22 protein-coding genes and 1 pseudogene are annotated in these 24,806 nt (G+C 64.6%); 13 read left to right on the top strand and 10 right to left on the bottom strand.

Annotated features, from left to right (window positions below; genetic code table 11):
* Positions 1-51: 51 nt before the first annotated feature.
* On the bottom strand, positions 52-480 hold the full coding sequence (locus tag ACVIN2_RS00440) for a PaaI family thioesterase (RefSeq protein WP_456764068.1): 429 nt from the start codon (positions 478-480) through the stop codon (positions 52-54).
* 86 nt (positions 481-566) lie between these two features.
* Here ACVIN2_RS00440 and ACVIN2_RS00435 point away from each other — a divergent pair, with 86 nt between their 5' ends.
* The 4 genes from ACVIN2_RS00435 to ACVIN2_RS00420 all read left to right on the top strand — a co-directional run bounded on the left by ACVIN2_RS00435 (position 567) and on the right by ACVIN2_RS00420 (position 3,978).
* Positions 567-1,391, top strand: a complete 825-nt coding sequence (locus tag ACVIN2_RS00435) for an enoyl-CoA hydratase (protein ID WP_456764067.1) — start codon at positions 567-569, stop codon at positions 1,389-1,391.
* 118 nt (positions 1,392-1,509) lie between these two features.
* Complete coding sequence (locus ACVIN2_RS00430) at positions 1,510-2,094, top strand: CoA-binding protein (protein WP_456764066.1); 585 nt, start codon at positions 1,510-1,512, stop codon at positions 2,092-2,094.
* A 138-nt stretch (positions 2,095-2,232) separates the two neighbouring features.
* A complete protein-coding gene (locus ACVIN2_RS00425) occupies positions 2,233-3,513 on the top strand; it encodes an O-acetylhomoserine aminocarboxypropyltransferase (protein WP_027567230.1) in 1,281 nt (426 codons plus the stop codon).
* 120 nt (positions 3,514-3,633) lie between these two features.
* Positions 3,634-3,978, top strand: a complete 345-nt coding sequence (locus ACVIN2_RS00420; protein ID WP_456764065.1) for a hypothetical protein — start codon at positions 3,634-3,636, stop codon at positions 3,976-3,978.
* Positions 3,979-3,988: 10 nt separating this feature from the next.
* On the opposite strand, the gene ACVIN2_RS00415 is transcribed toward ACVIN2_RS00420, so the two are convergent.
* Complete coding sequence (locus ACVIN2_RS00415; protein ID WP_456764064.1) at positions 3,989-5,071, bottom strand: COX15/CtaA family protein; 1,083 nt, start codon at positions 5,069-5,071, stop codon at positions 3,989-3,991.
* Between the two features lie 93 nt (positions 5,072-5,164).
* Between ACVIN2_RS00415 and ACVIN2_RS00410 the strand changes: the two genes are divergently transcribed.
* Positions 5,165-5,386: a DUF2842 domain-containing protein gene (locus ACVIN2_RS00410; RefSeq protein ID WP_007603477.1), complete on the top strand. Its 222-nt coding sequence runs from the start codon at positions 5,165-5,167 to the stop codon at positions 5,384-5,386.
* 5 nt (positions 5,387-5,391) lie between these two features.
* On the opposite strand, the gene ACVIN2_RS00405 is transcribed toward ACVIN2_RS00410, so the two are convergent.
* On the bottom strand, positions 5,392-6,435 hold the full coding sequence (locus ACVIN2_RS00405) for a polysaccharide deacetylase family protein (RefSeq protein ID WP_456764063.1): 1,044 nt from the start codon (positions 6,433-6,435) through the stop codon (positions 5,392-5,394).
* A gap of 127 nt (positions 6,436-6,562) precedes the next feature.
* Between ACVIN2_RS00405 and ACVIN2_RS00400 the strand changes: the two genes are divergently transcribed.
* On the top strand, positions 6,563-7,744 hold the full coding sequence (locus ACVIN2_RS00400) for a GNAT family N-acetyltransferase (protein WP_456764062.1): 1,182 nt from the start codon (positions 6,563-6,565) through the stop codon (positions 7,742-7,744).
* A 143-nt stretch (positions 7,745-7,887) separates the two neighbouring features.
* Here ACVIN2_RS00400 and ACVIN2_RS00395 read toward each other — a convergent pair whose 3' ends face one another.
* Positions 7,888-10,146, bottom strand: a complete 2,259-nt coding sequence (locus tag ACVIN2_RS00395) for a GumC family protein (RefSeq protein WP_456764061.1) — start codon at positions 10,144-10,146, stop codon at positions 7,888-7,890.
* Between the two features lie 203 nt (positions 10,147-10,349).
* On the opposite strand from ACVIN2_RS00395, the gene ACVIN2_RS00390 reads away from it, so the two are divergent.
* The 3 genes from ACVIN2_RS00390 (at position 10,350) to ACVIN2_RS00380 (ending at position 14,570) form a co-directional block, all read left to right on the top strand.
* Complete coding sequence (locus tag ACVIN2_RS00390; protein WP_456764060.1) at positions 10,350-11,483, top strand: glycosyltransferase family 4 protein; 1,134 nt, start codon at positions 10,350-10,352, stop codon at positions 11,481-11,483.
* Positions 11,484-11,603: 120 nt separating this feature from the next.
* Positions 11,604-13,154, top strand: a complete 1,551-nt coding sequence (locus ACVIN2_RS00385; protein WP_456764059.1) for an undecaprenyl-phosphate glucose phosphotransferase — start codon at positions 11,604-11,606, stop codon at positions 13,152-13,154.
* A gap of 159 nt (positions 13,155-13,313) precedes the next feature.
* Positions 13,314-14,570, top strand: coding sequence for an O-antigen ligase family protein (locus ACVIN2_RS00380; RefSeq protein ID WP_456764058.1), 1,257 nt, complete (start codon positions 13,314-13,316; stop codon positions 14,568-14,570).
* Here the strand turns inward: ACVIN2_RS00380 and ACVIN2_RS00375 are convergent.
* Entirely contained in the window at positions 14,539-15,015 is a 477-nt protein-coding gene (locus ACVIN2_RS00375) for a MarR family winged helix-turn-helix transcriptional regulator (RefSeq protein WP_211398202.1), read from the bottom strand. The two genes, ACVIN2_RS00380 and ACVIN2_RS00375, sit on opposite strands and share 32 nt — an antisense overlap.
* 146 nt (positions 15,016-15,161) lie before the next feature.
* On the opposite strand from ACVIN2_RS00375, the pseudogene ACVIN2_RS00370 reads away from it, so the two are divergent.
* Positions 15,162-16,359, top strand: a pseudogene (locus tag ACVIN2_RS00370) (FAD-dependent monooxygenase).
* 126 nt (positions 16,360-16,485) lie between these two features.
* Here the strand turns inward: ACVIN2_RS00370 and ACVIN2_RS00365 are convergent.
* The 4 genes from ACVIN2_RS00365 to ACVIN2_RS00350 are packed head-to-tail and all read right to left on the bottom strand — an operon-like array spanning position 16,486 to position 20,475.
* Positions 16,486-17,667 (bottom strand): saccharopine dehydrogenase family protein, encoded by a 1,182-nt coding sequence (locus tag ACVIN2_RS00365; protein WP_456764057.1) that lies wholly within the window; start codon positions 17,665-17,667, stop codon positions 16,486-16,488.
* 27 nt (positions 17,668-17,694) lie between these two features.
* Positions 17,695-18,873: a saccharopine dehydrogenase family protein gene (locus tag ACVIN2_RS00360; RefSeq protein WP_456764056.1), complete on the bottom strand. Its 1,179-nt coding sequence runs from the start codon at positions 18,871-18,873 to the stop codon at positions 17,695-17,697.
* Between the two features lie 14 nt (positions 18,874-18,887).
* The gene (locus tag ACVIN2_RS00355) at positions 18,888-19,670 is read right to left on the bottom strand and encodes a DUF169 domain-containing protein (RefSeq protein ID WP_456764055.1); all 783 of its coding nucleotides are present in this window, start codon (positions 19,668-19,670) and stop codon (positions 18,888-18,890) included.
* A gap of 55 nt (positions 19,671-19,725) precedes the next feature.
* Positions 19,726-20,475, bottom strand: a complete 750-nt coding sequence (locus tag ACVIN2_RS00350; RefSeq protein WP_456769615.1) for a YdcF family protein — start codon at positions 20,473-20,475, stop codon at positions 19,726-19,728.
* A 182-nt stretch (positions 20,476-20,657) separates the two neighbouring features.
* On the opposite strand from ACVIN2_RS00350, the gene ACVIN2_RS00345 reads away from it, so the two are divergent.
* From ACVIN2_RS00345 to ACVIN2_RS00335, 3 genes are all read left to right on the top strand, one after another.
* Positions 20,658-21,599 carry an acetamidase/formamidase family protein gene (locus tag ACVIN2_RS00345; protein WP_456764054.1) on the top strand — a complete coding sequence of 314 codons (942 nt, stop codon included), beginning with the start codon at positions 20,658-20,660 and terminating at the stop codon, positions 21,597-21,599.
* Between the two features lie 200 nt (positions 21,600-21,799).
* On the top strand, positions 21,800-21,997 hold the full coding sequence (locus tag ACVIN2_RS00340; RefSeq protein ID WP_007603456.1) for a hypothetical protein: 198 nt from the start codon (positions 21,800-21,802) through the stop codon (positions 21,995-21,997).
* A gap of 72 nt (positions 21,998-22,069) precedes the next feature.
* Positions 22,070-22,549, top strand: coding sequence for a GcrA family cell cycle regulator (locus ACVIN2_RS00335; RefSeq protein WP_456764053.1), 480 nt, complete (start codon positions 22,070-22,072; stop codon positions 22,547-22,549).
* A 332-nt stretch (positions 22,550-22,881) separates the two neighbouring features.
* On the opposite strand, the gene ACVIN2_RS00330 is transcribed toward ACVIN2_RS00335, so the two are convergent.
* Complete coding sequence (locus tag ACVIN2_RS00330) at positions 22,882-24,438, bottom strand: porin (protein WP_456764052.1); 1,557 nt, start codon at positions 24,436-24,438, stop codon at positions 22,882-22,884.
* Between the last annotated feature and the right edge of the window lie 368 nt (positions 24,439-24,806).

Here is a 24,806-nt window from a genome sequence, read left to right as displayed (position 1 = left end):
TGTGTAATATCAAATGCTTAGAAATATGGTATTAAGGTACCCTCAAAAAGCTCAAACGTTTGGAATGGAATAGGTCGAGGTGACATGGGCAATCGGATCGGGCGAGGTACCGGACAACAGCTTCACCTCACCGACCGCGAGGCGCTTGCCGAGCTTGAGCAGCCGCGCCTCCGCCAGCACGTCCTGCCCGGGTTGCCCCTTGCGCAGGAAGTTGATGTTGAGATTGGTGGTGACGGCGAGCCCGATCGGCCCGATCGCGGACAACAGCACCACGTACATCGCGAAATCGGCGAGTGCCATCAGGGTCGGGCCGGACACGGTTCCGCCCGGCCGCAGCATCTTTTCGCTATAGCGCTGACGCAAAAGGCAGGCCTGACCGTCCGCGCTCTCGATCGTGATGTCGTCGCCGCTGAAGGCCTGAGGAAACTCGTTGCGGAGGAACTGCTCAAGCTCCACCACGCTCATTTTCGCTAACGCCATGCTACCCCTCACCCTCGCTTCACGTCCCCTGTTACATTAAGTTATCTGCGTCATCCAATCGCAATAATCCAACCGGAAACGCTTTGATGTCCGTCCAGGCCGCCCGCGTCCCCTCCCCGCAACCACCGATCCTGCTGCGCGAGACCGTGGGCCCCATCGCGGTCCTGACCCTCAACCGCCCGGCCGCCCGCAACAGCCTGTCGGCGACGATGATCGCAAGCCTGCATGCCGAGCTCAACGAGATCCGGGACGACAAGGCCATCCGCGGCGTCGTGATCGCGGCCAACGGTCCCGCCTTCTCCGCCGGCCACGACATGAAGGAGCTGACCGCGCGCCGCACCGACCCGGACCGTGGCCGTGCCTTCTTCGCCGAGATGATGACCGCCTGCAGTGCGATGATGCAGGCGATCGTGCACCTGCCCAAGCCCGTGGTCGCATCGGTCCAGGGCATTGCGACCGCCGCCGGCTGCCAGCTCGTGGCAAGCTGCGATCTCGCGATCGCCTCGGAAGCAGCACACTTCGCCACTCCCGGCGTCGACATCGGCCTGTTCTGCTCGACGCCGATGGTGGCGCTGTCGCGCAACGTGCCGCGCAAGCAGGCGATGGAGATGCTGCTGACGGGCGAGCCGATCCCGGCCGCGCGCGCCCGCGAGATCGGACTCGTCAATCGTGTCGTCGCCGCCGGCACTGAGCGCGCTGCCGCTATTGCGCTCGCCGAACAGGTCGCGCTGAAATCCGCCTACACCGTCAAGCTCGGCAAGGAGGCGTTCTATCGCCAGGCCGAGATGAGCCTTGCAGACGCCTATCGCTATGCGGCAGAGGTGATGACCGAGAACATGATGGCGCGCGACGCCGAGGAAGGCATCGGCGCCTTCATCGAGAAGCGCACGCCGACATGGCGGGACGAGTAATTCGTCATTGGGAGCGAAGCGAAGCAATCCAGAATCCCTCCTCGGAGACAGACTGGATCGCTTCGTCGCTTCGCTCCTCGCAATGACAGCAAGAAGATGAGCCCAAAAAGATAAGCCAATGAACCACGACGCCTATCCCGACAATTACATCCGGGGCATCCTCAACAACGTTAAGTCGATCGCGATGGTCGGCGCTTCGCCTGCCAACGTGCGGCCGAGCTATTTCGCGTTCAAATATCTGGCCCAGCGCGGCTACGACATGATTCCGGTCAACCCCGGCCATGTCGGCAAGGAGCTGCTCGGAAAACCCTTCGTCGCCTCGCTGTCCGACATCGGCCGTCCCGTCGACATGATCGACATTTTCCGGAACTCCAGTCACATCATGCCGGTGGTCGAGGAAGCCCTCACGCTCGATCCGCTGCCGATGGTGATCTGGATGCAGCTGGGCGCGCGCGACGATGCGGCGGCGCTGAAGGCGGAATCGGTCGGTATCAAGGTGGTGATGAACCGCTGCCCCAAGATCGAATATGGCCGCCTCTCCTCGGAGATCTCCTGGATGGGCGTCAATTCACGCACGCTGAGCTCCAAACGCGCCCCGGTGCCGACGCAGGGCATGCGGCTATCCCTCAATCGGATGAGTGTCGGCGGCGGCGAAACCGCGGCCTCGGACCGCGCCGCCAAGAACAAGAGCGAGCAAAGCTGACGCAGTTGCGAAGGTTTCATTTCGCGAACGCGACAATGCGTAGCACGATCGTTCCGATGTGAAGCCGCGCCTTGACGGCAGCCGCGGCGCCAATCAGCATGCCGCGCGATTTCAGACCACGAGAACAGGACGCCCTCAATGAGCGATCGCCTTCCGGGATTTTCGACCCTCGCCGTGCATGCCGGTGCACAGCCCGATCCCACCACCGGTGCGCGCGCGACTCCGATCTATCAAACGACGTCGTTCGTCTTCAACGACGCCGACCACGCCGCCTCGCTGTTCGGCCTGCAGGCGTTCGGCAACATCTATACCCGCATCGGCAATCCCACCAACGCGGTGCTGGAAGAGCGCGTCGCGGCCCTCGAAGGCGGCACGGCCGCGCTTGCGGTGGCCTCGGGCCATGCCGCGCAGGTCGTGGTGCTGCAGCAATTGCTCCAGCCCGGCGACGAGTTCATCGCTGCGCGAAAGCTCTATGGCGGCTCGATCAACCAGTTCACGCATGCGTTCAAGAGCTTCGGCTGGAACGTGGTGTGGGCCGATCCCGACGACATCGCGAGCTTCGAACGCGCGGTCACGCCGCGCACGAAAGCGATCTTCATCGAGTCCATCGCCAATCCCGCCGGCAGCATCACCGACATCGAGGCGATCTCGACGGTGGCGCGCAAGGCGGGCGTCCCGCTCATCGTCGACAACACGCTGGCCTCGCCCTATCTGATCCGTCCCATCGACCACGGTGCCGACATCGTCGTGCACTCGCTGACGAAGTTTCTCGGCGGCCATGGCAATTCGATTGGCGGCATCATCGTCGACGCCGGCACCTTCGACTGGTCGACCGGCGGCAAATATCCGATGCTGTCGGAGCCACGGCCCGAATATCACGGCATCCGGCTGCAGGAGACGTTCGGCAATTTCGCCTTCGCGATCGCCTGCCGCGTACTCGGCCTGCGCGACCTCGGACCGGCGCTGTCGCCGTTCAACGCCTTCATGATCCTCACCGGCATCGAGACATTGCCGCTGCGCATGCAGAAGCACTGCGACAATGCGAAAGCGGTCGCCGAATTCCTCGCCGGCCATCCGGCGGTGGCCGCGGTGAACTATGCGGGCCTTGCGAGCGACAAGTACAACCAGCTCGCGCGCAAATACGCGCCGAAGGGTGCCGGCGCCGTGTTCACCTTCAGCCTGAAGGGCGGCTACGACGCCGGCGTCAGCCTGGTGTCGAAGTTGCAGCTGTTCTCGCATCTGGCCAATGTCGGCGACACCCGCTCGCTGGTCATCCATCCGGCCTCGACCACGCACAGCCAGCTCGACGACGCCGCCAAGGTCAAGTCCGGCGCCGGCCCCGACGTGGTGCGGCTCTCGATCGGCATCGAGGACAAGGAAGATTTGATCGCCGATCTGGAACAGGCGCTGGGCGCGTAGCTGTCCTGGTCATTCCGGGGCGCCGGAGTGCGCCCCGGAATATGGCTCGAGTTAACAGTCATTAACCATATCTGCCGCATACATCGTCACTGGATCGCCCCTTTTGATTCGGAGCCGACGATGCTGCGCTGGATAGTGCCTGCCCTTGCGGCGATGCTGACGGTCTCAGCTGCGGTTGCCGCCGATTTGCCGGCCACGGCGCGGCGGCGGGCTGCCGCTCCGCCACAGGAGCCGCCGCAGGTCTATGTCGAGACCGATCCGGATGCGCTGATCTCGCCGGCCTACGGCATCGGCAGCTACATCCGCAATTTGCCGGGGACGCCACTGCTGCCGGGCTCGCACACGCTGCCGGGCTATTATGGCCGCCCGTGGGACTACGATTACCAGGGCGCGTATTACGGTGGGAAGCAGGTCGATTATTTCTGGCGCCTGCCCTATTCGTGCGGCATCTACGGCTATTGCTGAAGAGCAGATATCAGCCGGGCTGACCGACGGGAACCGCGCGCGGCTGCGCTTCGGTTGCGCCACGCGTCGCGAGCCGCTCGGTCTGCATCACCGCAAGCGTCAGCACCACGATCGCGACCGCCTGATGGCCGAGCGCGAGATCGATCGGCACCTGGTTGAGCAGCGTGAGGATGCCGAGCACGCCTTGCAGGCTGACCGCGCCCAGCAGCAAAAGCGCGCCGCTCGCCGCAGACCCCGCGCGTGAACGCACCGCATCGAGCGCGTGCAACGCCGCCAGCGCGAACAGCGCATAGGCCGTCATGCGGTGCTCGAACTGCACCGTCAGCACATTGTCGAACATGTTGCGCCACCACGGCGTCTCGAACCACAACCGCTCCCCTGAGGGAATGAACGCGCCGTCGATCTGCGGCCAGGTGTTGTAGGCGCGGCCGGCGCGTAGGCCCGCAACCAGCGCACCGAAATAGATCTGGATGAAGGTCACGACCAGGAGCAAGGCGCTCGTGAAGCGCAGCCGCGAGGGTGCTGCGATCGGCGGCCGTTCGGCGAGTCGCCGCACCGTCCAAACGATGCCAGCGAAGATCACGAGCGCGAGCACGAGATGCGTCGCCAGCCGATATTGCGACACCTCGACGCGTTCAGACAGCCCCGAGGCCACCATCCACCAGCCCACCGCGCCCTGGAGCCCGCCGAGCCCGAACAACAACCACAACCGCCGCTTCAACTCGCCGGACAGGCCGCCGCGCCAGAGGAAGAACAGGAACGGCAACAGATAGGCGACGCCGATGAAACGGCCGAGCAGCCGGTGGCTCCATTCCCACCAGAAGATCTCCTTGAACTCGGACAGGCTCATGCCGGCGTTGAGCTCGCGATATTGCGGGATCGTCTTGTAGGCCTCGAAGGCCGCCGTCCACTGCGCTTCCGAGAGTGGCGGAACGCTGCCGGTGACCGGCTTCCATTCGACGATCGAGAGTCCGGATTCCGTCAGCCGCGTCGCGCCCCCGACCAACACCATCAGCGCGATCAGCGCAGCGACTGAGATCAGCCACCAGCGCACGGCGCGATGCGGCTCGGACGGGGCGGAAATCGTCGTCATTCGAGGCAAAACCAGAGCTTGAACGGGACTGCGTGCCCCTTATAGTCCCCCGCTTCTGCAGCGCAAGTTACGCGAAAGCCGCGATATTCCGTCATGACGATCCGCACCCGCAAGTTCCTCGGCACCATCCTGCTCCTGGTGCTCGCCACCGTCTGGGCCCTGCTCGGCATGGCGCTGGCGCAGATGCCCTGGATCGCCGAATCCGGCTGGCGGCAGGCAATCTACTACGTGGTGGTCGGCATGGGCTGGGTGCTGCCGGCGATGCCGATCGTGAGCTGGATGCAGCGGCCCGACCGGGCCAAGTCGAGTTCATAGCGCTTCTAGCTCGCGGCAGTGCCGGTCGGCTTCACCGGCGCAAAAGCAACCCCCGACACCAGCACCCGCATGATGCGCAGCGAGCGCACCCGGCCATCCCAGGAAATGCGCGGCAACGCGCGCAGATTGGTGCGTCCCTCCGCGTCCACGACGCCCGGGATCGTCGTCACCGCGCTGGCAAAGCCGGCCTCCTCCGCCATGATGACATGGCTGCGCCGGAACGAGGCGCGATCGCCGAACGGAAAGGCGAGATGCCGGATGTCGCGAGCGAAGGCCGCCTCCGCCACCGCCTTGCCCATCGTCATCTCGCGCAGCGCCGCCGCATCCTTCATGTTGGCGAGAACGGGATAGTTCACGGTCGCACTGCCGATCGTCACCAGCGGATCGGCCGCAAGCCTCGCCAGATCCTCCCAATTCATCGATGCCTCGCGTGAGAGCGCGGCAAGGTCCACCCGATAGCGCGTGCAGAGGTCTGCGATCGCAGCCGACACATCCGCCGGCGGCAGCGAGCGCAGCCAGGCCTCGACGAACGAAAACAGCGCCTGCTTCTCGGCGTTATCAGTCACGGTGAAGCGCTGCTCCTTCTCGCCCATCATCAGACTGACACGGCCCTCGCGCGCGATTACCTGTTCCAGCCCGAGCCACCAGGCCTCACCGACGCCGTCGGGAAACGCCGTGGGCACATAGATCGTGAAGGGCACGGCGTGGCGCGCCAGCACCGGGTAGGCAAAGTCGATCAGGTCCTTGCCGGCGCCGTCGAAGGTGAGTGCCACGAAGCGCCGCTGTTCCGACAGCGTCACCGCGCGCCGGCAGACCTCGTCCATGCCGAGAAAATCATACTTCCACCGCTTCAGCGCGCGAATGGCGCGATCGAGGAAATGCGGCGTGATCTCGTTCTCGCGTAGCGGCTGAAACCCGCCGCGCCGCCTGGGCCGCACATGCGCAAAGCGCAGGATGGCGCCGGCACCACGACTGCGCAGCGCGGCCTGGCCCGTGAGCCAGGTCAGCTCGAGGCGCAGCCGTTCCAGCCATCTGTCGTCGGATGCCAATATCCCACCTCGCGCCGGTCGGCGGCCGTTCCCCCTCTTATAGTCATTACTCTTTGTTGACATTTCTTTGCAAAGGTCGGCCACAGGCCGAATTACGCATATTTTTGATTTCTCGACAGGTTCGCGAATGACCATGGCTGCGGCGATGCAAAGCCGGACGGCAGAATTGCCAGCGCGGTCGAAAGCGGGCCGTATCGCGCATGTCGATATCGTCACCGATCTCGGCGCGGCCGAGGCCGTCTGGCGCACCTTCGAGCAGCCCGGCCACCTCTTCACGCCCTATCAGCGATTTGATCTGCTCAGTCCCTGGCAGCGTCTGGTCGGCGAGCACGAACGCGCCCGCCCTTTCGTCGTCGTGGCCCGCGACGCCGAGCATCAGCCGCTGCTGCTGCTGCCGCTCTCGCTGCGCCAGAACCATGGCGTCCGCACGGCCTGCTTCATGGGCGGCAAGCATACGACCTTCAACATGGGCCTGTGGAACGCCGAATTTGCAGCGCAGATCGCCATCGGCGATCTCGACGCGCTGTTTGCGCCGCTCGGCGAGCATGCCGACGTGCTCGCACTGACGCAGCAGCCGCTGCACTGGAACGACCAGCAGAACCCGTTCGCGCATTTGCCGCGCCAGAGCGCGATCAATGGCTGCCCGCTGCTCACGATGGAACCGGGCGGCCCGCCGGCATCGCGGATCAGCAACTCCTTCCGCCGCCGCCTCAAGAGCAAGGAGAAGAAGCTCCAGGCGCTCGCCGGCTATCGCTATCATTTGGCGACCACCGATGCGGACATCGCCCGCCTGCTCGACTGGTTCTTCCGCGTCAAGCCGGCGCGGATGGCCGAACAGAAGCTGCCCAACGTCTTCGCCGAGCCCGGCGTCGAGCCATTCGTCCGCAGCGCCTGCCTTGCGCCACGCGGTGACGGCCGCGCCATCGACATCCATGCGCTCGAATGCGACGACGAGGTGATCGCGATCTTCGCCGGCGTCGCCGACGGCCAGCGCTTCTCGATGATGTTCAACACCTACACGATGTCCGAGCACGCCCGCTACAGCCCCGGGCTGATCCTGATGCGCTACATCATCGACCGCTGCGCCGAGCGCGGTTACCGCTCGCTCGACCTCGGCATCGGCTCGGACGAGTACAAGCGGATGTTCTGCAAGGACGACCAGGACATCTTCGACAGTTTTGTCCCGCTGACGTCACGCGGAAAGCTCGCGGCGATGGCGATGTCCTCGCTGAGTCACGGCAAGCGGCTGGTGAAACAGAACCAGATGTTGTTCGACCTGGCGCAGCGGCTGCGGCGAGCGTTCGGGTAAGTTCTCAGCCTCTTGATCTCTCGCCACTTGCGAGCTGCCCTTCCCTTTCCCCCTTGCGGGAGAAGGTGGCGCGAAGCGCCGGATGAGGGGTTGTATCAGCAAATCAAAATGCGAGAGGCACGCGCGGAGAGGGTAAGAAGCACCTACGCCGCCACGACGCGTGGCGCGTCCCTCGCATCCGACGGCTGCACCGGCCTGCTCAGCATCGTCACTTCGCTGAAGCCGACGGCGCCGAGCTGCTCGCACATCAGCGCGCGCGCATCCGGCGTCATCGACACCTCGGGCACCACGACGGCGCGGGCATTCGCCGTCAGGAGCTCGGCCGGAAGGTCGGAGGCACTGCCGGCATCGAGCAGCACGTGGTCGTAGGCGCGCAGCAGCGCGTCGATCGCGAGCGTCACGCGCGGCGACTGCAACAGGCTGCGATCGAAGCCGGGGCGGCCGGCCATGACCAGATGCAGCCGCGAGAGCTTGTCCCGGGTGATGATCTGCGCGAAGGATGCCTCGCCCTGCATCAGCTCGGCAAGGCCGGGTGCCGAAGCATCGACGGACACGGCGGCCATCGTCGGCGAGGATGCGGCGAGATCGACCACGACGACCCGCGCGTCGCGCGCCAGGTGCCGGGCCAGGGTCAGTGTCGACAGCGTGATGGCTTCGCCGCTCGCGGTGCCCAGCACCGTGACTTTCTTCGCCGTGGCCCCGGCGGCGCGCAGGCTGTCGGCCAGTTGCTCGATCTCCGCGAATTCGGTGACATCGGCATCAGCCGTCATCTCCGGCTGAAGCGGTGCGGGTTCTGCCATGACCGGATCGACGAAGGGCTCGACGACCATCGGTTGGGCAACCGATTCATAGCGCGCCGGCGTCCGCGTTTGCGTGAACACCGCGACCGCACGAGGCGCAGTCTGGCGCAACAACTCTCCGGTGACGACGACGCCGGAGGAGAGCAGCAGTGTCGCGATCGTCGCGATTAGCACGATCGGCAGCTTCTTCGGATAGGCCGGCGTGTTCGAGACGACGGCGCGCGAGATGATGCGGCCATCCGTCGGCGCGGTGTCGATGGTCTCGCGGGTGTTGGCTTCACGGTACTTCGCGAGATAGGTTTCGAGCAGGTCGCGCTGGGCCTTGGCCTCACGCTCGAGGGCGCGGAGCTGCACGTCCTGGCCGTTGGTGGCCGTCGCCTGCTTCTTGAGCTGCTCGAGGCTCGCCGACAATTCCTGAACCCGGCCGCTGGCGGCACGCGCATCGTTTTCGAGCGTACGGGCGAGCTTGGCGGCCTCGTCGCGGATCTGGGTGTCGAGGTCGGCGAGCTGCGCCTTCAATTCCTTGATGCGCGGATGGTTGCCGAGCAACGTCGACGATTGCTCGGCCAGCTGCGCCCGCAACGCCACGCGCTGCTGCGAAGGCGTGCGCATCGATTCCGAGTTCAAAATTTCCGACGATTCGATCGGCTTGCCGCTCTGGATCATCTCGCGGATCAGGCGCGCCTTGGACTCGGCATCGGCCTTGAGCGCGCGCGCATTGTTGAGCTGGGTGTTGACCTCGCCCATCTGCTGGTTCGACAAGGTCGTGTTGTTGGTGCCGACGAACAGGCTCGACTTGGAGCGGAAGTCCTCGGCCTTCGCTTCGGCCTCGGAGACATTCCGTCGCAGCTCGTCGATCCTGCCGGCGTACCACTGGCTGGCATTTCGGGCCTGATCCTGGCGCGCATCCTGCTGGAGCACGAGATAGCCGTCGGCGATCGAATTGGCGACGCGCACGGCGAGATCGGGATCGGCAGACTGGAATTCGATCACGATGACGCGCGACTTGTCGACGGCGTAAGCCTGCAGGCGCTCGTAATAGGCGTCCAGCACGCGCTCTTCGGGCGTCATCGAGAACGGATCGCGGCCGATGCCGATCAGCGCCGCAAGCGATTTCAGCGGCGAAATGCCTTGCAGCACCGGATCGAACTCGGGCCGCTCCGCAAGCTTGTTCTTCTTGATGATCTCGCGCGCGAGATCGCGCGACAGCACGAGCTGCACCTGACTGGTGACGGCTTCAGCGTCGAGCGCCTGCCGTTCCTCGGCGCGATCGCTGTTGGGGCGCAGAAACACATTCTCGCGGCCGTCGATCAGGATGCGGGATTCCGACTTGTAGCGCGGCGTGATGAGATTGACGATCGCGACGGATGCGACCAGCGCCAACACGGTCGGCACGATGATCCAGCCGCGCTTGCGCGCCAATGCCGCACCGAGCGCGTGCAGGTCGATGTCGCCGGATTCGACTGGTGCCGGCCTCGGAGCAACGGGCGCAGGCTTTGCTTCAATGCTGGGCTCGAGTTCGGCCCGCTTGGCTGCAGCTTTCGAGACAGCCCGCTCGACCACCGCCTTGTCCTTGCCGGCACGCCAGAACGCTAAACGCATCGAACACTCCCGCAGGCGCAACGCCACGAACCTACCTCAACCGGGGCGATTACACTCCATTAAGGTTGCCGCTGGGTTAATCGCGGCGTGCGGCAACTCGCGCGTGCACGTCCGTCACCGTTTGTTAACCACGAGGGCTCTTAATCCGTCTCGATATTTCGTCAGATTGTTCGAGCATTCGCCGTCGAGCGCTGGTTTTGATCATGCCCCCCTCTCCCGACCAGCCGCTTCGCATCCTGCACGCAGTGCGTGCCCCGGTCGGCGGCATCTTCCGCCACATCCTCGACGTCGCCAACGGCCAGGTCGATCGTGGCCATCATGTCGGCATCCTCGCCGACAGTCTCACCGGCGGTGAACGCGCCGACAAGGCCCTTGCCGAGCTCGCACCGCGGCTGAAGCTCGGCGTGCACCGGATGGCGATCCGACGCGAACCCTCGCCCGACGATGTCCTGGTCTGGTTCCGCTTGCGGCGCCTGATCGCCACGCTCAAGCCCGACGTCATGCACGGCCACGGCGCCAAGGCCGGCGCTTTCATCCGCATGCGACGGCGATCCGACGACAGTATCCGCATCTACACCCCGCACGGCGGCTCATTGCATTATCCCCTCAACACCCTCAAGGGCGAATTTTACGCGCGGCTCGAGCGTGCGCTGATGGACGCGACCGACCTGTTCCTGTTCGAAAGCGCGTTTGCCCGCGACACCTATCAGCGCATCGTCGGCAAGCCGAAGGGCGTGGTGCATTGCGTCTTCAACGGCGTGACACCGGAGGAATTCGAACCTGTCGTCATGGCCGACGACGCCACCGACCTCGCTTATGTCGGTGAGTTCAGGCACATCAAGGGCGCCGATCTGCTGGTCGACGCGGTGGCGCGCCTGCACGAGGGCGGCAAGAAGGTCACGCTGACGCTCGGCGGCGACGGCGAGGAGACCGCGGCGCTGAAAGCGCAAGTCGAGAGGCTCGGCCTCTCCAGTGCCATCCGCTTCATCGGTCACGTCAAGGCACGCTACGGCTTCTCCAAAGGGCGGCTGCTGGTCGTTCCCTCGCGTGGCGATTCCATGCCTTATGTCGTGATCGAGGCCGGTGCTGCCGGCATTCCGATGATCGCGTCCAAGATCGGCGGCATTCCCGAGATTTTCGGCGCGGAGAACCCGGCGCTGTTTGCGCCGAGCAACGCGGAGGCCATGGCGGACGCGATTGCGGCCGCGCTCGACAACCCGCAGGGAACAGCGCAGCGCGCCTCGTCGCTTCGCGAGCGCATCTCCGCGCACTTCTCCCAGCAGGCGATGGTCGACGGCGTGCTCGCGGGCTATCGCGACGCATTTGCCAATCATTAACCATCCTTAAGGCCGCTTTAGAGAATCTTCCGATTTGTCCGATAATCCAAGCGCCAGGGGATGCTCGCCCGGGGCGCAAGGACGCGGCCCCGCGGGTTTTTGGAATGGACGTGGACGCCCGTGGAACCGCTCAACGCACGCTCGATGCTCGATGCCGCGACCAGCGCCGCGGCGAAGCCGGCTGACCGGCCCTTTGTGGAGCGCCGCCAGCGGCTCTCGTCCGCCGCGCTCGACGTCGTCAACCAGAAAGTCGCCCGCGCCTATTCACCGATCGTGATCACCGGCTTCGTACGCCTCGCCGATTTCGCGCTGCTGAGCCTCGTCGGCATCGTCCTCTATCTCGGCTATGTCATGCCGCACGCCGGCTCCTTCAGCTGGATCTATCCCGCGCAGGTCATCGCCGTCGCGGTTTCCGCCGTGGTCTGCTTCCAGGCCGCCGACATCTATCAGGTACAGCTGTTCCGCGGCCAGCTCCGGCAGATGACGCGGATGATCTCGTCCTGGTCGTTCGTCTTCCTGCTGTTCATCGGCATCTCCTTCTTCGCCAAGTTCGGCAGCGAAATATCGCGGCTGTGGCTTGCCGCCTTCTACGTCCTCGGGCTCGCCGCGCTCCTCTGCGAGCGTCTGGTGCTGCGCTCGTTGGTGCGCGCCTGGGGGCGCGAGGGCCGGCTCGACCGCCGCACCATCATCGTCGGCTCCGACCGCAACGGCGAACAATTGGTCGAGGCGCTGAAGGAACAGGAGGATTCCGACATCCACGTGCTCGGCGTGTTCGACGACCGCAACGACAGCCGCGCGCTCGACACCTGTGCCGGCGCGCGCAAGCTCGGCAAGGTCGATGACATCGTCGAGTTCGCCCGCCGCACCCGGGTCGATCTCGTGCTGTTCGCTCTGCCGATCTCCGCCGAGACGCGCATCCTGGAGATGCTGAAGAAGCTCTGGGTGCTGCCGGTGGACATCCGCCTCTCCGCGCACACCAACAAGCTGCGCTTCCGCCCCCGCTCCTATTCCTATATCGGCGAGGTGCCGACGCTGGACGTGTTCGAGGCGCCGATCACCGACTGGGACCTGGTGATGAAATGGCTGTTCGACCGCGTGGTCGGCATCCTCGCGCTGCTCGTGGCCTTACCGGTAATGGGATTGGTGGCGCTGGCCGTGAAGCTCGACAGCCCCGGCCCCGTGCTGTTCCGCCAAAAGCGCTTCGGCTTCAACAACGAGCGCATCGACGTCTACAAGTTCCGCTCGATGTACCATCATCAGGCTGATCCGACGGCCTCGAAGGTCGTGACCAAGAACGATTCGCGCGTCACTCGCGTCGGCCGCTTCATCCGCAAGACCAGCCTCGACGAGCTGCCGCAGCTCTTCAACGTGGTCTTCTCCGGCGATCTCTCTTTGGTCGGCCCGCGTCCGCATGCGGTGCAAGGCAAGCTGCAGAGCCGCCTGTTCGACGAAGCCGTCGACGGCTATTTCGCCCGCCACCGGGTCAAGCCCGGCATCACCGGCTGGGCCCAGATCAACGGCTGGCGTGGCGAGATCGACAATCAAGAGAAGATCCAGAAACGCGTCGAGTTCGACCTCTATTACATCGAGAACTGGTCGGTGCTGTTCGATCTCGTCATTCTGCTGAAGACGCCGATCTCGCTGCTGACCAAGAACGAGAACGCGTATTGAGTTGAATTTCTCCGTCATGCCCCGCGAAGGCGGGGCATCCAGTACGCCGCGGCGCTGAGATTCAGCCGCGCTGCCGCGGAATACTGGATCGCCCGGTCAAGCCGGGCGATGACAGCGGGACTTGTGGGCGTACCAGTTGCGTAAACGTATGAGCGTGTGATGGCGTATGCGGCAACAGCCGGGGAGATGAATGCAGCGGTTCGCGCTGCGCCCGGCGTGCTGGCGCTCCAGCGCGCGCTGGTGTGGATGGTCGGCGCCGCTGGCGCGATCGTCTTCATCGAGCCGAGCCCCTACGAGATCGCGACGCTGCTGGCCACCGTCACCTTCTTCGCCACCGGCCTGCGTCTGCGGCTCGCTTTGATGCCACTGGTGCTGATGCTGGTCCTGCTCAATATCGGCTACACGATCAGCGCGATCCCGCTGTTCGAGCAGTCCGAGGTGGTGAGCTGGATTGCGACCTCCTGGTACATGGCGGTGACGGTCGTGTTCTTCGCCATGGTCACGTCGGAGGACACCGCGGCCCGGCTCGACATGCTCCGCCGCGGGCTCGTGGTCGGCGCCATGGTTGCCTCGCTACTGGCGGTCGCCGGCTACTTCCACCTGGTTCCCGGCGGCGACGACCTCCTCACGCTGTATGGACGCGCGCGCGGCACCTTCAAGGATCCAAACGTACTCGGCGCCTTCCTGATCCTGCCGGCGCTGTTCTCGTTGCAGAGCGTCGTCTCCGACAAGTTCGGCAAGGCGTTCCGCAACGTCATCGCCTTCGGCATCATGTCGCTGGCGATCCTGCTCGCGTTCTCCCGCGCCGCCTGGGGCGGGCTGGTGCTGACATCCGCCTTCATGCTGGCGCTGATGGTGCTGACCAGCCGCACCAACGCGCAGCGCTCGCGCATCATCGTCATGGCGATCCTGGCCGCAGTGCTTGGCCTCGCGCTGATCGCGGTGTTGATGTCGTTCGATTCCACCGCCGAGATGTTCAAGCAGCGCGCGAGCTTCGACCAAAGCTATGACGAGGGCCGCTTCGGCCGGTTCGGCCGGCACATCCTGGGTGCGGAGATGGCGCTCGACCTGCCGTTCGGCATCGGCCCTCTACAATTCCACCGCTTCTTCCCCGAGGACACCCACAACTCCTATCTCAACGCCTTCATGTCCGGCGGCTGGCTGTCCGGCATCTGCTATCCCGCGCTGGTCTTCACGACCGTCATCATGGGTGTCAGGCACATCTTCGTGCCCGTGCCTTGGCAGCGCGCTTATCTGGCGGTGTTCTCCGCCTTCGTCGGCACCGTCGGCGAAAGCTTCGTGATCGACACCGACCACTGGCGGCATTTCTGGATGATGCTGGGCGCGATGTGGGGCATGATCGCGGCTGCGCAGATCTACAAGGCTAGGGCTGGCGACGAAGCTTCTTCAGCTTGAGATCGGGGCGTTTCTCCGGCGGCGTGTCGAGCAGGCCCTTCAGCGCCGCGGTCGCCGCGAGCACGCCCTTGTAGCCCTCATTGGCGAAGCGCAGCAGCAGGCGCAATTCCTGGTCGGAATAGCCGCCAAAAACCTTCTCCATTGCCTGCTGCATCGGCACGTAGAACTGGCCGACCCTTTCGATCGCCTCCGGCACGACGGCAATGAAGACCTTGCGACGGTCGGCATCGTCGCGCTCACGACGCACCAAGCCCGCCTTTTCGAGCCGGTCGACCACACCGGTGATGGCCCCCGTCGTGAGCCCCGTGACTTCGGCGAGCCGGCCGGCGGTGACGCGGCCTTCGAGATACAGAATGTCCATGCATTCGAGGTCGGAATTGGCAATTCCGGCAACGTTCGCAACGGTCTGGCCATAGAGCACGCCCTGCGCGGACGACCTGCGCATCGCCTCCTCGAGTTCCTGCAGCAGCGCGGCGCGCGCCTTCGTCCTTGACAAGACAGACCTCGTATCTTACTCGATATATATCTTAGTCACTAAGATATTTAGCGACCATAATTCTCCTAGCACCACGGAAACGTCGGGAGCAAGCCATGTCCTATCGTCCTCGCAAGGCCCTGATCATCGGCGCCGGCATTGCCGGCCCCGTCGCGGCGGTCCTGCTGCGCCGCGCCGGCATCGAATCCGCGATCTACGAGGCCTGGCCCTATTCGAAAGGCATCGGCGGCGGCCTTCAGATCGCGCCGAACGGCATGCAGGTCATGGACGAGATCGGCCTTTCGAACGAGCTGATCAGCCGCGGCTCGATCGCGGAATCGTTCGACTTCTATTCGCAAGGCGGGAAGAGGCTCGGCTCGATCAATCGCGACATGGCGCGGCGTTTCGGGCCAGCCCGCGGTCAATGTCTGCCGCGCCACGCTGAACGAGATGCTGATCGACAAGGCCTGGTGCGCATGCGTTTCGCTCTATTTCGAGAAGCGCCTGATCAAGATCGAGGATCGCGGCGACCAGCCGATCATCGCCTACTTCGCCGACGGCACCACGGCCGAGGGCGACTTCCTGATCGGCGCCGATGGCGTGCACTCGGTAGCGCGCCGCCAGGTGGTGCCGGACGGGCCGCAACCGTTCGACACCGGACTGATCGGCTTCGGCGGTTTCGTGCCGCACGCCGTCCTCGACGGCCGGCCGATCGGCCGGCACGTCGAGACCACGTTCGGGCAGAGCGGCTTCTTCGGCTACGGCTATTGCAGTCCCGATCCGAACGACGGCGTGATGTGGTGGAGCACGCAGCCGGCGCACGGCATGGACGCGGCGATGTTTCGCGCGCTCGACCGTGCAACGCTGAAGCAGCACCTGCGCGGCTTTCACCGCGGCTGGCACGATCCGATCCCTGGCATCATCGAGGCAGCCGAGAACATCGTGGTCACCGACACGCTCGACGTCGCCACCCTGCCGACTTGGTCGCGCAAGCGCTCGCTGCTGATCGGCGATGCCGCCCATGCGACCAGCCCCCATGCCGGCCAGGGCGCCTCGCTCGCGCTGGAGGATGCGATGCGCCTCGCCCGGTTGATGCAGCAAGGCCAGGAGCTCGGCGCCACCTTCCAGGCCTTCGAGGCCGAACGGCGCCCGCGCACGGAAAAAATCGTCGCCATGGCCCGCCGCAACGGCAACAGCAAGCGCGAGTTCAGCGCCACCGGCGCGTGGATCCGCAATCAGATGATGAAATGGCTGCTGCCACTGGGCGCGAAAGGCATGGATTTCATGTACGCTTATGATGCGCGGGCGGTGTAGTGGCGAACGCTGTCATGCCCGTGAAGGGCCGTAGAGTGGGCAAAGGCGCAAAGCGCCGTGCCCACCATCTCTCCGCAATCGCGATAGACATGGTGGGCACGCTTCGCTTGGCCCACCCTATGGACGCTAGGCCCGGGCTTCGACCTCGAACGTCAGCCCCGCATGCTCCTGCAGCCGCTTGATCAGCTTGTGCTTCATCGCTGCTCCCGGGGTCCAGAGGCCGGCGTCTACGTTCGGCGTGTCGCGCAACAGGCAGATGGCGCATTCGGAGATGATCTTCGCCGTCGACGCATAACCCGGATCGAGATCGCCCTTGACCGCCGCGCGAACCTGACGGCCATCGGGAGCAATCGCGACATAGAGCAGGTCGTAATGACCGTTGTCGCGCTCCTCCCTTGAGGGGCCCTCGCCCGGCTTGAGCGCTTCAGGACCGGTCTTTTCGCTGTTGGCGGCCATGACGCGCTTGGCGTTGGCCTGCCCTTCCTCCCCCGCCCCCGTCAGCACCATTTCGTCGTAGACGAAGTCCCCGCCATAGGGGAATCCCATCAGCATGTTGGAGCGATGAACGTTGCGCGTGTTGAGGATCGCCATTGCGAACGGGGCGGACCAGGATTGCAGGTCCTCCTCGAAGATGGGCCTGTTGCCGCGCGGCTGTTTCGGTCCCTCGAAGCCCGGCGTGAAGGCAAATGGGTCTTTGAGGATCGACACCAGGCTGAGGTCCTGCGCCACCGCCTCAAAGGTGACCCTTGCACTTGCCGAAGTGCCGCCGGAGAATTTCCAACTGAGGTCGCGGACGCGGCCCTTGACGCGCGGCGCCGGTGCGCCGAACGCGCGCCTGGCCTGCTCTTGCACGAAGAACGCACCGAGCTCGAACGGCACCGAGTCGAATCCGCAGGAGAACAGGATCCGGGCGCCGCTCGCTTTCGCCGCGGCTTCATGCTTGTCGATCATCTGCTTCAGCCAGATCGGCTCGCCGCAGAGATCCATGTAGTCGGTGCCCGACGCGACGCAGGCGGCAAGCAGATCGGAGCCATAGAGCTGGTATGGACCGACGGTGGTGACGACCAGCTTCGCCTGATCGACCATCGCCCGCAATGACGCAGAATCGGCCGCGTCCGCAACGATGAGCGGCGTGTCGGCCGGCGCGCCGATCGCATCGCGGACTAATGCGAGCTTGTCACTGCTGCGCCCTGCCATCGCCCATGTCGGCGCGCCGTCACCGACGTAATACGCGGCCAGGTACTCGGCGACGAGCTGGCCGGTATATCCGGTTGCGCCGTAGACGACGATGTCGAATTTTGCGGACACGGATCGGCTTCCTGGGGATCGTGGGCTTTAAGCTTCCACGGCGAACGTCAGCCCGGCGTTCTCGACCAGCCGCTTGATCAGCTTGTGCTGCATCGCCGCGCCCGGCGTCCAGAAGCCGGCTGCGACGTCGGTCGTGTCACGCAGCATGCAGATCGCGCATTCGGAGATCATCTTCGAGGTCGACCCGTAGCCGGGATCGCGGTCGCCGGTGACACCGGCGCGAACCATGCGGCCGTCAGGTGCGATCGCAATATAGAGCAGATCGAACAGACCGTTTTCGCGCTCCTCCTTCGACGGCCCCTCGCCGGGCTTCGGTGCGTCGGGGCCGGTCTTGCCCGCATTGGCAGCCATCACGAGCTTGGCGTTGGCCTCGCCCTTCTCGCCGGGACCGGTCAGGACCATCTCGTCGTAGACGAAGTCCTGGCCGTAGGGGAATCCCATCAGCATGTTGGAGCGGTGAACGTTACGCGTGTTGATCAGCGCCATCATGAACGGCGCCGCCCAGGATTGCAGGTCGTCCTCGAAGGCGGCCCTGTTGCCTTTCGGCTGCTTCGGGCCGGTGAAGCCGGGCGTCAGTGCAAAATGATCGTTGAGAATGGCGACGAGGCTGAGATCCTTGGCCACGGCATCGAAGGTCGCCTTCGCGCTCGCGGCGGTGCCGCCCGAGAGCGTGCCGCGCATGTCGCGCACACGCCCTTTCACCCGCGGGGCCGGCGCGCCGAAGACACGTTTGGCCTCTTCCTGGACGAAGAACGTGCCGAGCTCGAACGGCACGGAATCGTAGCCGCACGAAAACACGATCCGCGCGCCGCTCTCTTTTGCAGCCGCCTCGTACTTGTCGATCATCTGGCGCATCCAGATCGGCTCGCCGCAGAGATCGAAATAATCGGTGCCCGTGGCCACGCAGGCGGCGAGCAGTTCCTCACCATAGAGCTGATACGGGCCGACAGTGGTGATCACCGACATCGTCCGTTCCGCCATCGCCTTCAGCGAGGCCGCATCCGACGCATCCGCGACAATGAGCTCCGTATTCCCGGGTGCGCCGATCGCATCGCGCACCGATTTCAGCTTGCCGAGGCTGCGGCCTGCCATCGCCCATTTGAGCGAATGGTCGCTCTTGTAATGCTGGGTCAGGTATTCGGCGACGAGCTGGCCGGTAAAACCGGTCGCGCCATAGACGACGATGTCGAATTTCGCAGAGCTCATGGTCGGCCTTTACTTTACGTCTTCGCGTAGCTCACGCCCATGCCGGCACGGACATCGCTTTGAATACCATAGGGCGGGATCGGATAACGCAGGCCGTTCTTCGCCAGCGCCTTCATGCCCACAACCGCCTTGGCGAGATGTTCCGGCTTCAGGGCCATCAGCATCTCCTCGTCCGGTACGCCGCCATAGCGCCGTTCGGCATAGCATGGCAAGGACAGGCTGGGCTCACCGCTCTTGAGCGCCCTGCCCCAGGAATCGGCGCAAGCGGTCTCGCCGACCACGCCCCATTCGAACTTCTTGTAGCCGGTATATTGCAGCCCGTTGATCAGGATGATCATCTGCCCCGGCGTCGCATAGACGAGACAGATGTCCGGCGGATCGAGCCGGCCGCTCGCCAGCGGGCTGACTGCGAGCGCCTGATATTGCCCGAACGGAACCACATCCAGCGCCTCCTGACGCTTGCGCGCGTCCTCCGCCGTGCCGTGCCAGACCCCGACATAGTTTTCGCCGGCGAGCCATTTCTCGTCCTGCGGTGCAAGGCCGATCACCGCGCGGCATTGCGCGCCGACGAGATCGTCGGCCGTGATGCCGACGGTCCAGCCCAGACGCGCCGCCATGCTGACGATCTGGTCGGTGGTGTGGACCGCGTTCGGCCGCCGGATTTTCGGGATTGCCTCCATGTCCGCGGTCCGCGCGAACAGCTTCATGCCGATCACCGTGGTCTTCAGCCGCAGCAGGCTGTTGAGATCGGCGACGAGGCCGGCAAGATCGATGCTGTCTGCACTCTGCTGTTGCATGGCGTCCTCCCGGCCGGCAGTCGCGCGCCGGCGCTGTTATTGTTCTTGAACGGTTCTAGTCCTTCGCCGGTCCCGGGAGCAACTCGCCAGTGCGGCCCATCAGGCGGTAGGCGACGAGCCCGATCCATTCGCGCACCGCGACCTCGGTTCGGCCGAGCCCGTCCGCGCCGACATTGGTGAACGAGAAAAGATCGTCGCGCCCGCCCATTCGCCAGTCCACGGGATAGGCTTCGACGTCAAATCCCGCCTTGCGAAAGATCCCCATCGAACGCGGCATGTGAAAGGCCGAGGTGACCAGGAGCCAGCGCTCGCCCGGCTTGGGCGCCACCAATTGTTTGGTGAAGATGGCATTCTCGTAGGTGTTGCGAGAGTCCCGCTCCAGGATCAGGCGCTGCTTCGCGATGCCCAAATTCTCCAGGATCGGCGCGGAGTAGTCGGCCTCCCGGGAGTCCGTCGAAACCAGGTTCGCGGTGCCCCCGGTGAAAACAACGCGCGTGTTCGGATAGCGGCGCGCGAGCTCGGCCGGCGCAAACAGGCGATCGGCCGCGTGCGCGACGACCGGCGTGTGGTGCGCCGCCGACAGATCGGTGTCGACCGAGCCGCCCAGCACGATGATGCCGTCGGGCGCGCCGCGCGACGGATCCCACTGCGGAAAACGCGACTCCAGCGGATAGAGCAAAAGGTTGCCGAGCGGCGAAAACGCGGCGAGCGCCAGCAGGATCAGCGTGGCCGCGGCGAGCTTGCGGCCGAGGGCGGCAAAGCGCGTCGCCATCAGGACGACCGAGACGATCCCGAGCTCGATCATCAAGTTGATCGGCAGCACCGCGGTGCCGAGGGTCTTGGACAGGACAAAAAGCAGGGGAGCCTCGCTGGAATGATCGTGCCTGGTGCGCGCGGACTTGACCCGCCCGTCGATCTTCAGAAAGCTTCTTGGAAGAGGATCGATTGCCTGGTCAAGCCCGGGCCTGTGAAATGGACGGATACCACATGACCCATCACCACCTGCATTCCAGCCCCGAGACCTGTCATTGGGGCTTCTTCGAAGCCGCGCTCAAGCCGGTCCTCACCATCGTAAGCGGCGACGAGGTCACGATCGACACCATCAGCGGCGGTCCGGACATGCTGCCCGACCCCGGCAAGTTTCACATTCCGCCCGAGATGCACGAGGTTCACGCGAAGAACGAGCGCATGCTGCCCGGCCATATCCTCACCGGCCCGATCGCGGTCGAGGGGGCCGAGCCCGGCGACGTGCTCGCGGTCGAGATCCTCGACGTCCAGCTCCGGCAGGATTGGGGCTGGAACATGATCAAGCCGCTGTCCGGCACCCTGCCCGACGATTTTCACGAGACGCGCATCCTGAACATCCCGCTCGACCGGTCGCGGATGGTCGCCCGCATGCCGTGGGGGCTCGACCTGCCGCTCAAGCCGTTCTTCGGCGTGATGGGCGTTTCGCCGCCTCCGGCCTGGGGTCGCATCTCCTCGCTGGTCCCGCGCGCCATGGGCGGCAATCTCGACAACAAGGAGCTTGGCGCCGGCGCGACGCTGTACCTGCCGGTGTTCGTCCCGGGCGCGCTGTTCTCCTGCGGCGACGGCCATGGCGTGCAGGGCGACGGCGAGGTCTGTGTCACCGCGATCGAGACCGCACTCCAGGGCCGCTTCCGTCTGACGCTGCGCAAGGACCTCAGGATCGACTATCCCCGCGGCGAGACGGCGACGCATTACATGACCATGGCGATGGACCCCGACCTCGACCAATGCGTGGTGCGGGCGCTGCGCGACATGATCGTGCTGCTCGGCGAGAGGCGCAATTTGTCGCGCGAGGACGCCTATACGCTATGCAGCCTAGCGGCCGATCTGCGGGTGACCCAGACCGTGAACGGCTCCAAGGGCATCCATTGCATGATCGACAAGGCGATCGTGCACGGCTGAGCCGACCGGCCCACGCCTGACCTCTCGAGGCCACGCCGCCGCTTGCCTTCTCGCGCGGCGTGTCCTGCCATGCCTGATTTCCCTCGCGATTCCAACGAGCTGACCAAGCGTCGCAGCCTGCATTTGACTTCCGCTGCCAAACCTAAATAGAGTCTTAATCGTAACTTTTATGTACCCGCGTATGAGGCTAGCGTTTAGGCATGGCCACCGAAAAAGCCGAGACTGACCGCATTCCCGTAACCTTGGCGCTCTCGACCATCACCTATCTGGAGAAGCTGGTGAGACAGGGCACCCACGGCACCAGCGTTCCCGGCGTCGCACGTACCTTGATCGAGGAAGGCATCCGTCTCGCCATCAAGGACGGGCTTTTGTCGATCCGCGACAATGGCAGGACGTGAGCGCGCGCCGAACGTGAGGCGGACGGATCTCGAGAGGCGGATGGCCGACATCTGCAACCTGGGACCGCACCAATGCCTGTTCTCTCACCCACCTGGACCGACGAACGAATTGAACTTTTGAAGCAGCATTTCGAGGCTGGCCTCTCCTGCCGCGAGATCGCGGCCGACATCGGCGTCAGCCGCAATGCCGTGATCGGCAAGCTGTCCCGCCTCAATCTGACGCGCGGCCGGACGGTCGACGACCGCAAGGTTCAGGACAGGGGCCTGGCGCCGTCGCGCGCGTCACGGACCGTGCCGCGGCTGCAATACGAGATGCTCGCCACGATCTACGGCGAGACCGGTGCGCCGATGGTCACCGGTCCGATCGACGACGCCAATCGTTGCTCGCTACTCGAGCTTGCCGAGAACCGCTGCCGCTGGCCGATCTCGACGCCCGGCGCCGACGATTTCTGCTTCTGCGGCAATTCCGCGCCCGACGGCCAGTCCTATTGCGCCGGCCACAGTCGCCTCGCCTACCGGCCGAATTCCCGCGCGCGTATCATGCGCGGCTAGAACCGAGTCCTGGATACATGTCCCAAAACGAAAAACCTCCGGCAGGGCATTGCCGGAGGTTTCTGGAGGTTTAGCATCAAGTCAGAGCCGCAACTTTCGTCATCGGCTGAGACCTATATAGCTTAGTAACTCAGGTAAGTAAATAAATTTGGGCCCACCGAATCGCATGGCTCGTCTTCGTCGCTCGCACGGGCCGCCGGATTTTCCGAACGCCCATCCCGCGAAAGGCCCAGCTCGTAAAAAAGCCCCGGCGGTGTCCCGCCGGGGCTGCGTCATATCCGAAGACCCATATCTGAAGACCAAGTCCGAAGACCAGGTCCGACGATCAAGGCTTACCAGTTGCGCTGAGCGCGAACGAGCAGGCTGTAGGTGTCCTGGTCCTTCAGCTCATAAGCCGCTGCAGGCTTGGCAACGCTGGTGAGCGCCGGCGTCGTGATCACGCCCGAGTACTTCTGGTCAAGGTGGCTGTAGGTGAAGTCAGCCGAGAAGGTCAGGTTCTTGACCGGGGTCCAGCGGGTGATGACACCGATCTGGCCGATGTTGAAGTCCGGGTTGCAGGTGCCGGTCAGGGTCGCGAACGCGGCGCTGCCGCAGATCATGCCCTTGGCCGTGCCGCTGTAGTTGACGGCAGCCCACGCACCATAGAGCGCCGAGTTCCAGTACGGGCTCCAGTTGTGGGTGTAGGCACCACGGAAGCCGTAGGTCTTGGTCAGCTCGAGGCCGCTGCCGGGTGCGAACACCGCGTCAGACACGCCGGCGAAGCCGATGCTCTGATACGCGCCGCCCGAACCGCCGAACATCGAGTAGTTGGTCGCTGCCAGCTCCTGGAAGTTGTAGCGGCTCGCGCCATCAGTGTAGACGCCCGAGATGTTGATCAAGTCCCCGGCGCCGGTCGGGATGTTCTTGATCGAGAGAGCCAGCTGGACGGCCCAGCCCCACTTGTCTTCAGGATGACCGGTGGCTTCGCTCGCGCCGTAATAGGCGACATGGTTGTCGTGCGCCGCGACCGAGGCCTGGAACAGGCCCCAGGCCTGGTCGACACGGAGCGTGCCGACGAGATCGGGGGCGCGGGTGCCGCCGAGATCGTTGGAGCCGTAGGCACCGCCGAGGACGCCGGTGGTGGACATGCCGGCCGTATTCCAGAGGGCGGTCTGGAAGACCTGGGTCTGGTCCTGGGCCGAGACGATCGCCGTCACGCCCTGGCCGAGATCGGCGGTGTAGGTGAACTGGGCAACACCGTTGGTGCTGCCGCTGCCGCCGACGAGCTGGTCGAAGTTGTTGCCGGGATAGTTGATCCAGGGCGCGTCGAACTGCGACACCGCCTTACCCATGGTGAAGCCGGCGAACTGGATGAAGGCGTAGTAGACGCCGAGCGCGCCGCCCGAGATCCCGCCGTCGGTGCCGTTGATGGCGCCGCCGCTGGACCCGATCAGACCCGTGCCTGCGGCGTTGACGCCGAGCGTGCTGCTGTACTGGGTGGCACCCGTTCCCGAACCGGCGCCGACATAGTTGCCGGTCGTCCAGGTGAAGACCGCATCGAAATAGGTGCGGACAACGCCGTACTCGGTCGCGGTGCGCGTGTCGATGTTGAGATCTTCACGAGCGCGCATCGAGTAGTAGTTGGTCAGGCGGTTGTTCGCCGCGAAGACGTTGTTGTACTGGGCGCTGTAATTGCCGCCGGCATTGAGCGCCACTTCGGCACGCAGATAGCCGCCCAGCTTGATGCAGGTGTCGCTGCCCGGGATGTAGTAGAAACCCGCGCCGTAGAGCGAGCAGACCTTCACGTACTCGACCGCCTTGGCCTTGACCGGAAGATCAGCCGCCTGAGCTCCACCGACGGCGATCAGACCCGCCGCAGTGCCGAGCAAAAGGCTCTTCACCAATTTCATATTAAAACCTCCAAGTTGCTCATGTTACGAAGACCGGACCGTGAGGCCCCCCAGATCCCCGTATTTCAAATCCGCTCGGCCGCTTTGCGCTTTCGGACACACCCTCTTTCCACGCGAGGGACGTGAGCAAACCACCTGCAACGGGACGATCGAGTACCCCACCGTCACGACACAATATGCCTGCGCCGTTCACTAATCAAAATACCTTATTTGATCATGTTTGTGGTTTCCCCAAACCTGTGCCCAGTGCGCAACACCACGGCGACGCGATTCCATGAGCTGATCATCTTTGTAGTTTTAGTGACGAAATTACCCTGCTCTGCACTTGCGTCAGAGCAGGCTTGCGTGGACTATGGCTTGCACGACAC

The organism is Bradyrhizobium sp. USDA 3650, from assembly GCF_054057395.1.
This window is presented reverse-complemented; position numbering and strand designations above follow the sequence as displayed.

Coding starts and splice junctions, on each gene's coding strand:
- ACVIN2_RS00435 (WP_456764067.1), top strand. CDS start 567: ATGTCCGTCCAGGCCGCCCGCGTCCCCTCCCCGCAACCACCGATCCTG.
- ACVIN2_RS00400 (WP_456764062.1), top strand. CDS start 6,563: ATGACCATGGCTGCGGCGATGCAAAGCCGGACGGCAGAATTGCCAGCG.
- ACVIN2_RS00350 (WP_456769615.1), bottom strand. CDS start 20,475: ATGATCGAGCTCGGGATCGTCTCGGTCGTCCTGATGGCGACGCGCTTT.
- ACVIN2_RS00390 (WP_456764060.1), top strand. CDS start 10,350: ATGCCCCCCTCTCCCGACCAGCCGCTTCGCATCCTGCACGCAGTGCGT.
- ACVIN2_RS00330 (WP_456764052.1), bottom strand. CDS start 24,438: ATGAAATTGGTGAAGAGCCTTTTGCTCGGCACTGCGGCGGGTCTGATC.
- ACVIN2_RS00415 (WP_456764064.1), bottom strand. CDS start 5,071: ATGACGACGATTTCCGCCCCGTCCGAGCCGCATCGCGCCGTGCGCTGG.
- ACVIN2_RS00430 (WP_456764066.1), top strand. CDS start 1,510: ATGAACCACGACGCCTATCCCGACAATTACATCCGGGGCATCCTCAAC.
- ACVIN2_RS00340 (WP_007603456.1), top strand. CDS start 21,800: ATGGCCACCGAAAAAGCCGAGACTGACCGCATTCCCGTAACCTTGGCG.
- ACVIN2_RS00375 (WP_211398202.1), bottom strand. CDS start 15,015: ATGCGCAGGTCGTCCGCGCAGGGCGTGCTCTATGGCCAGACCGTTGCG.
- ACVIN2_RS00425 (WP_027567230.1), top strand. CDS start 2,233: ATGAGCGATCGCCTTCCGGGATTTTCGACCCTCGCCGTGCATGCCGGT.
- ACVIN2_RS00345 (WP_456764054.1), top strand. CDS start 20,658: ATGACCCATCACCACCTGCATTCCAGCCCCGAGACCTGTCATTGGGGC.
- ACVIN2_RS00395 (WP_456764061.1), bottom strand. CDS start 10,146: ATGCGTTTAGCGTTCTGGCGTGCCGGCAAGGACAAGGCGGTGGTCGAG.
- ACVIN2_RS00355 (WP_456764055.1), bottom strand. CDS start 19,670: ATGCAACAGCAGAGTGCAGACAGCATCGATCTTGCCGGCCTCGTCGCC.
- ACVIN2_RS00360 (WP_456764056.1), bottom strand. CDS start 18,873: ATGAGCTCTGCGAAATTCGACATCGTCGTCTATGGCGCGACCGGTTTT.
- ACVIN2_RS00380 (WP_456764058.1), top strand. CDS start 13,314: ATGGCGTATGCGGCAACAGCCGGGGAGATGAATGCAGCGGTTCGCGCT.
- ACVIN2_RS00410 (WP_007603477.1), top strand. CDS start 5,165: ATGACGATCCGCACCCGCAAGTTCCTCGGCACCATCCTGCTCCTGGTG.
- ACVIN2_RS00420 (WP_456764065.1), top strand. CDS start 3,634: ATGCTGCGCTGGATAGTGCCTGCCCTTGCGGCGATGCTGACGGTCTCA.
- ACVIN2_RS00440 (WP_456764068.1), bottom strand. CDS start 480: ATGGCGTTAGCGAAAATGAGCGTGGTGGAGCTTGAGCAGTTCCTCCGC.
- ACVIN2_RS00335 (WP_456764053.1), top strand. CDS start 22,070: ATGCCTGTTCTCTCACCCACCTGGACCGACGAACGAATTGAACTTTTG.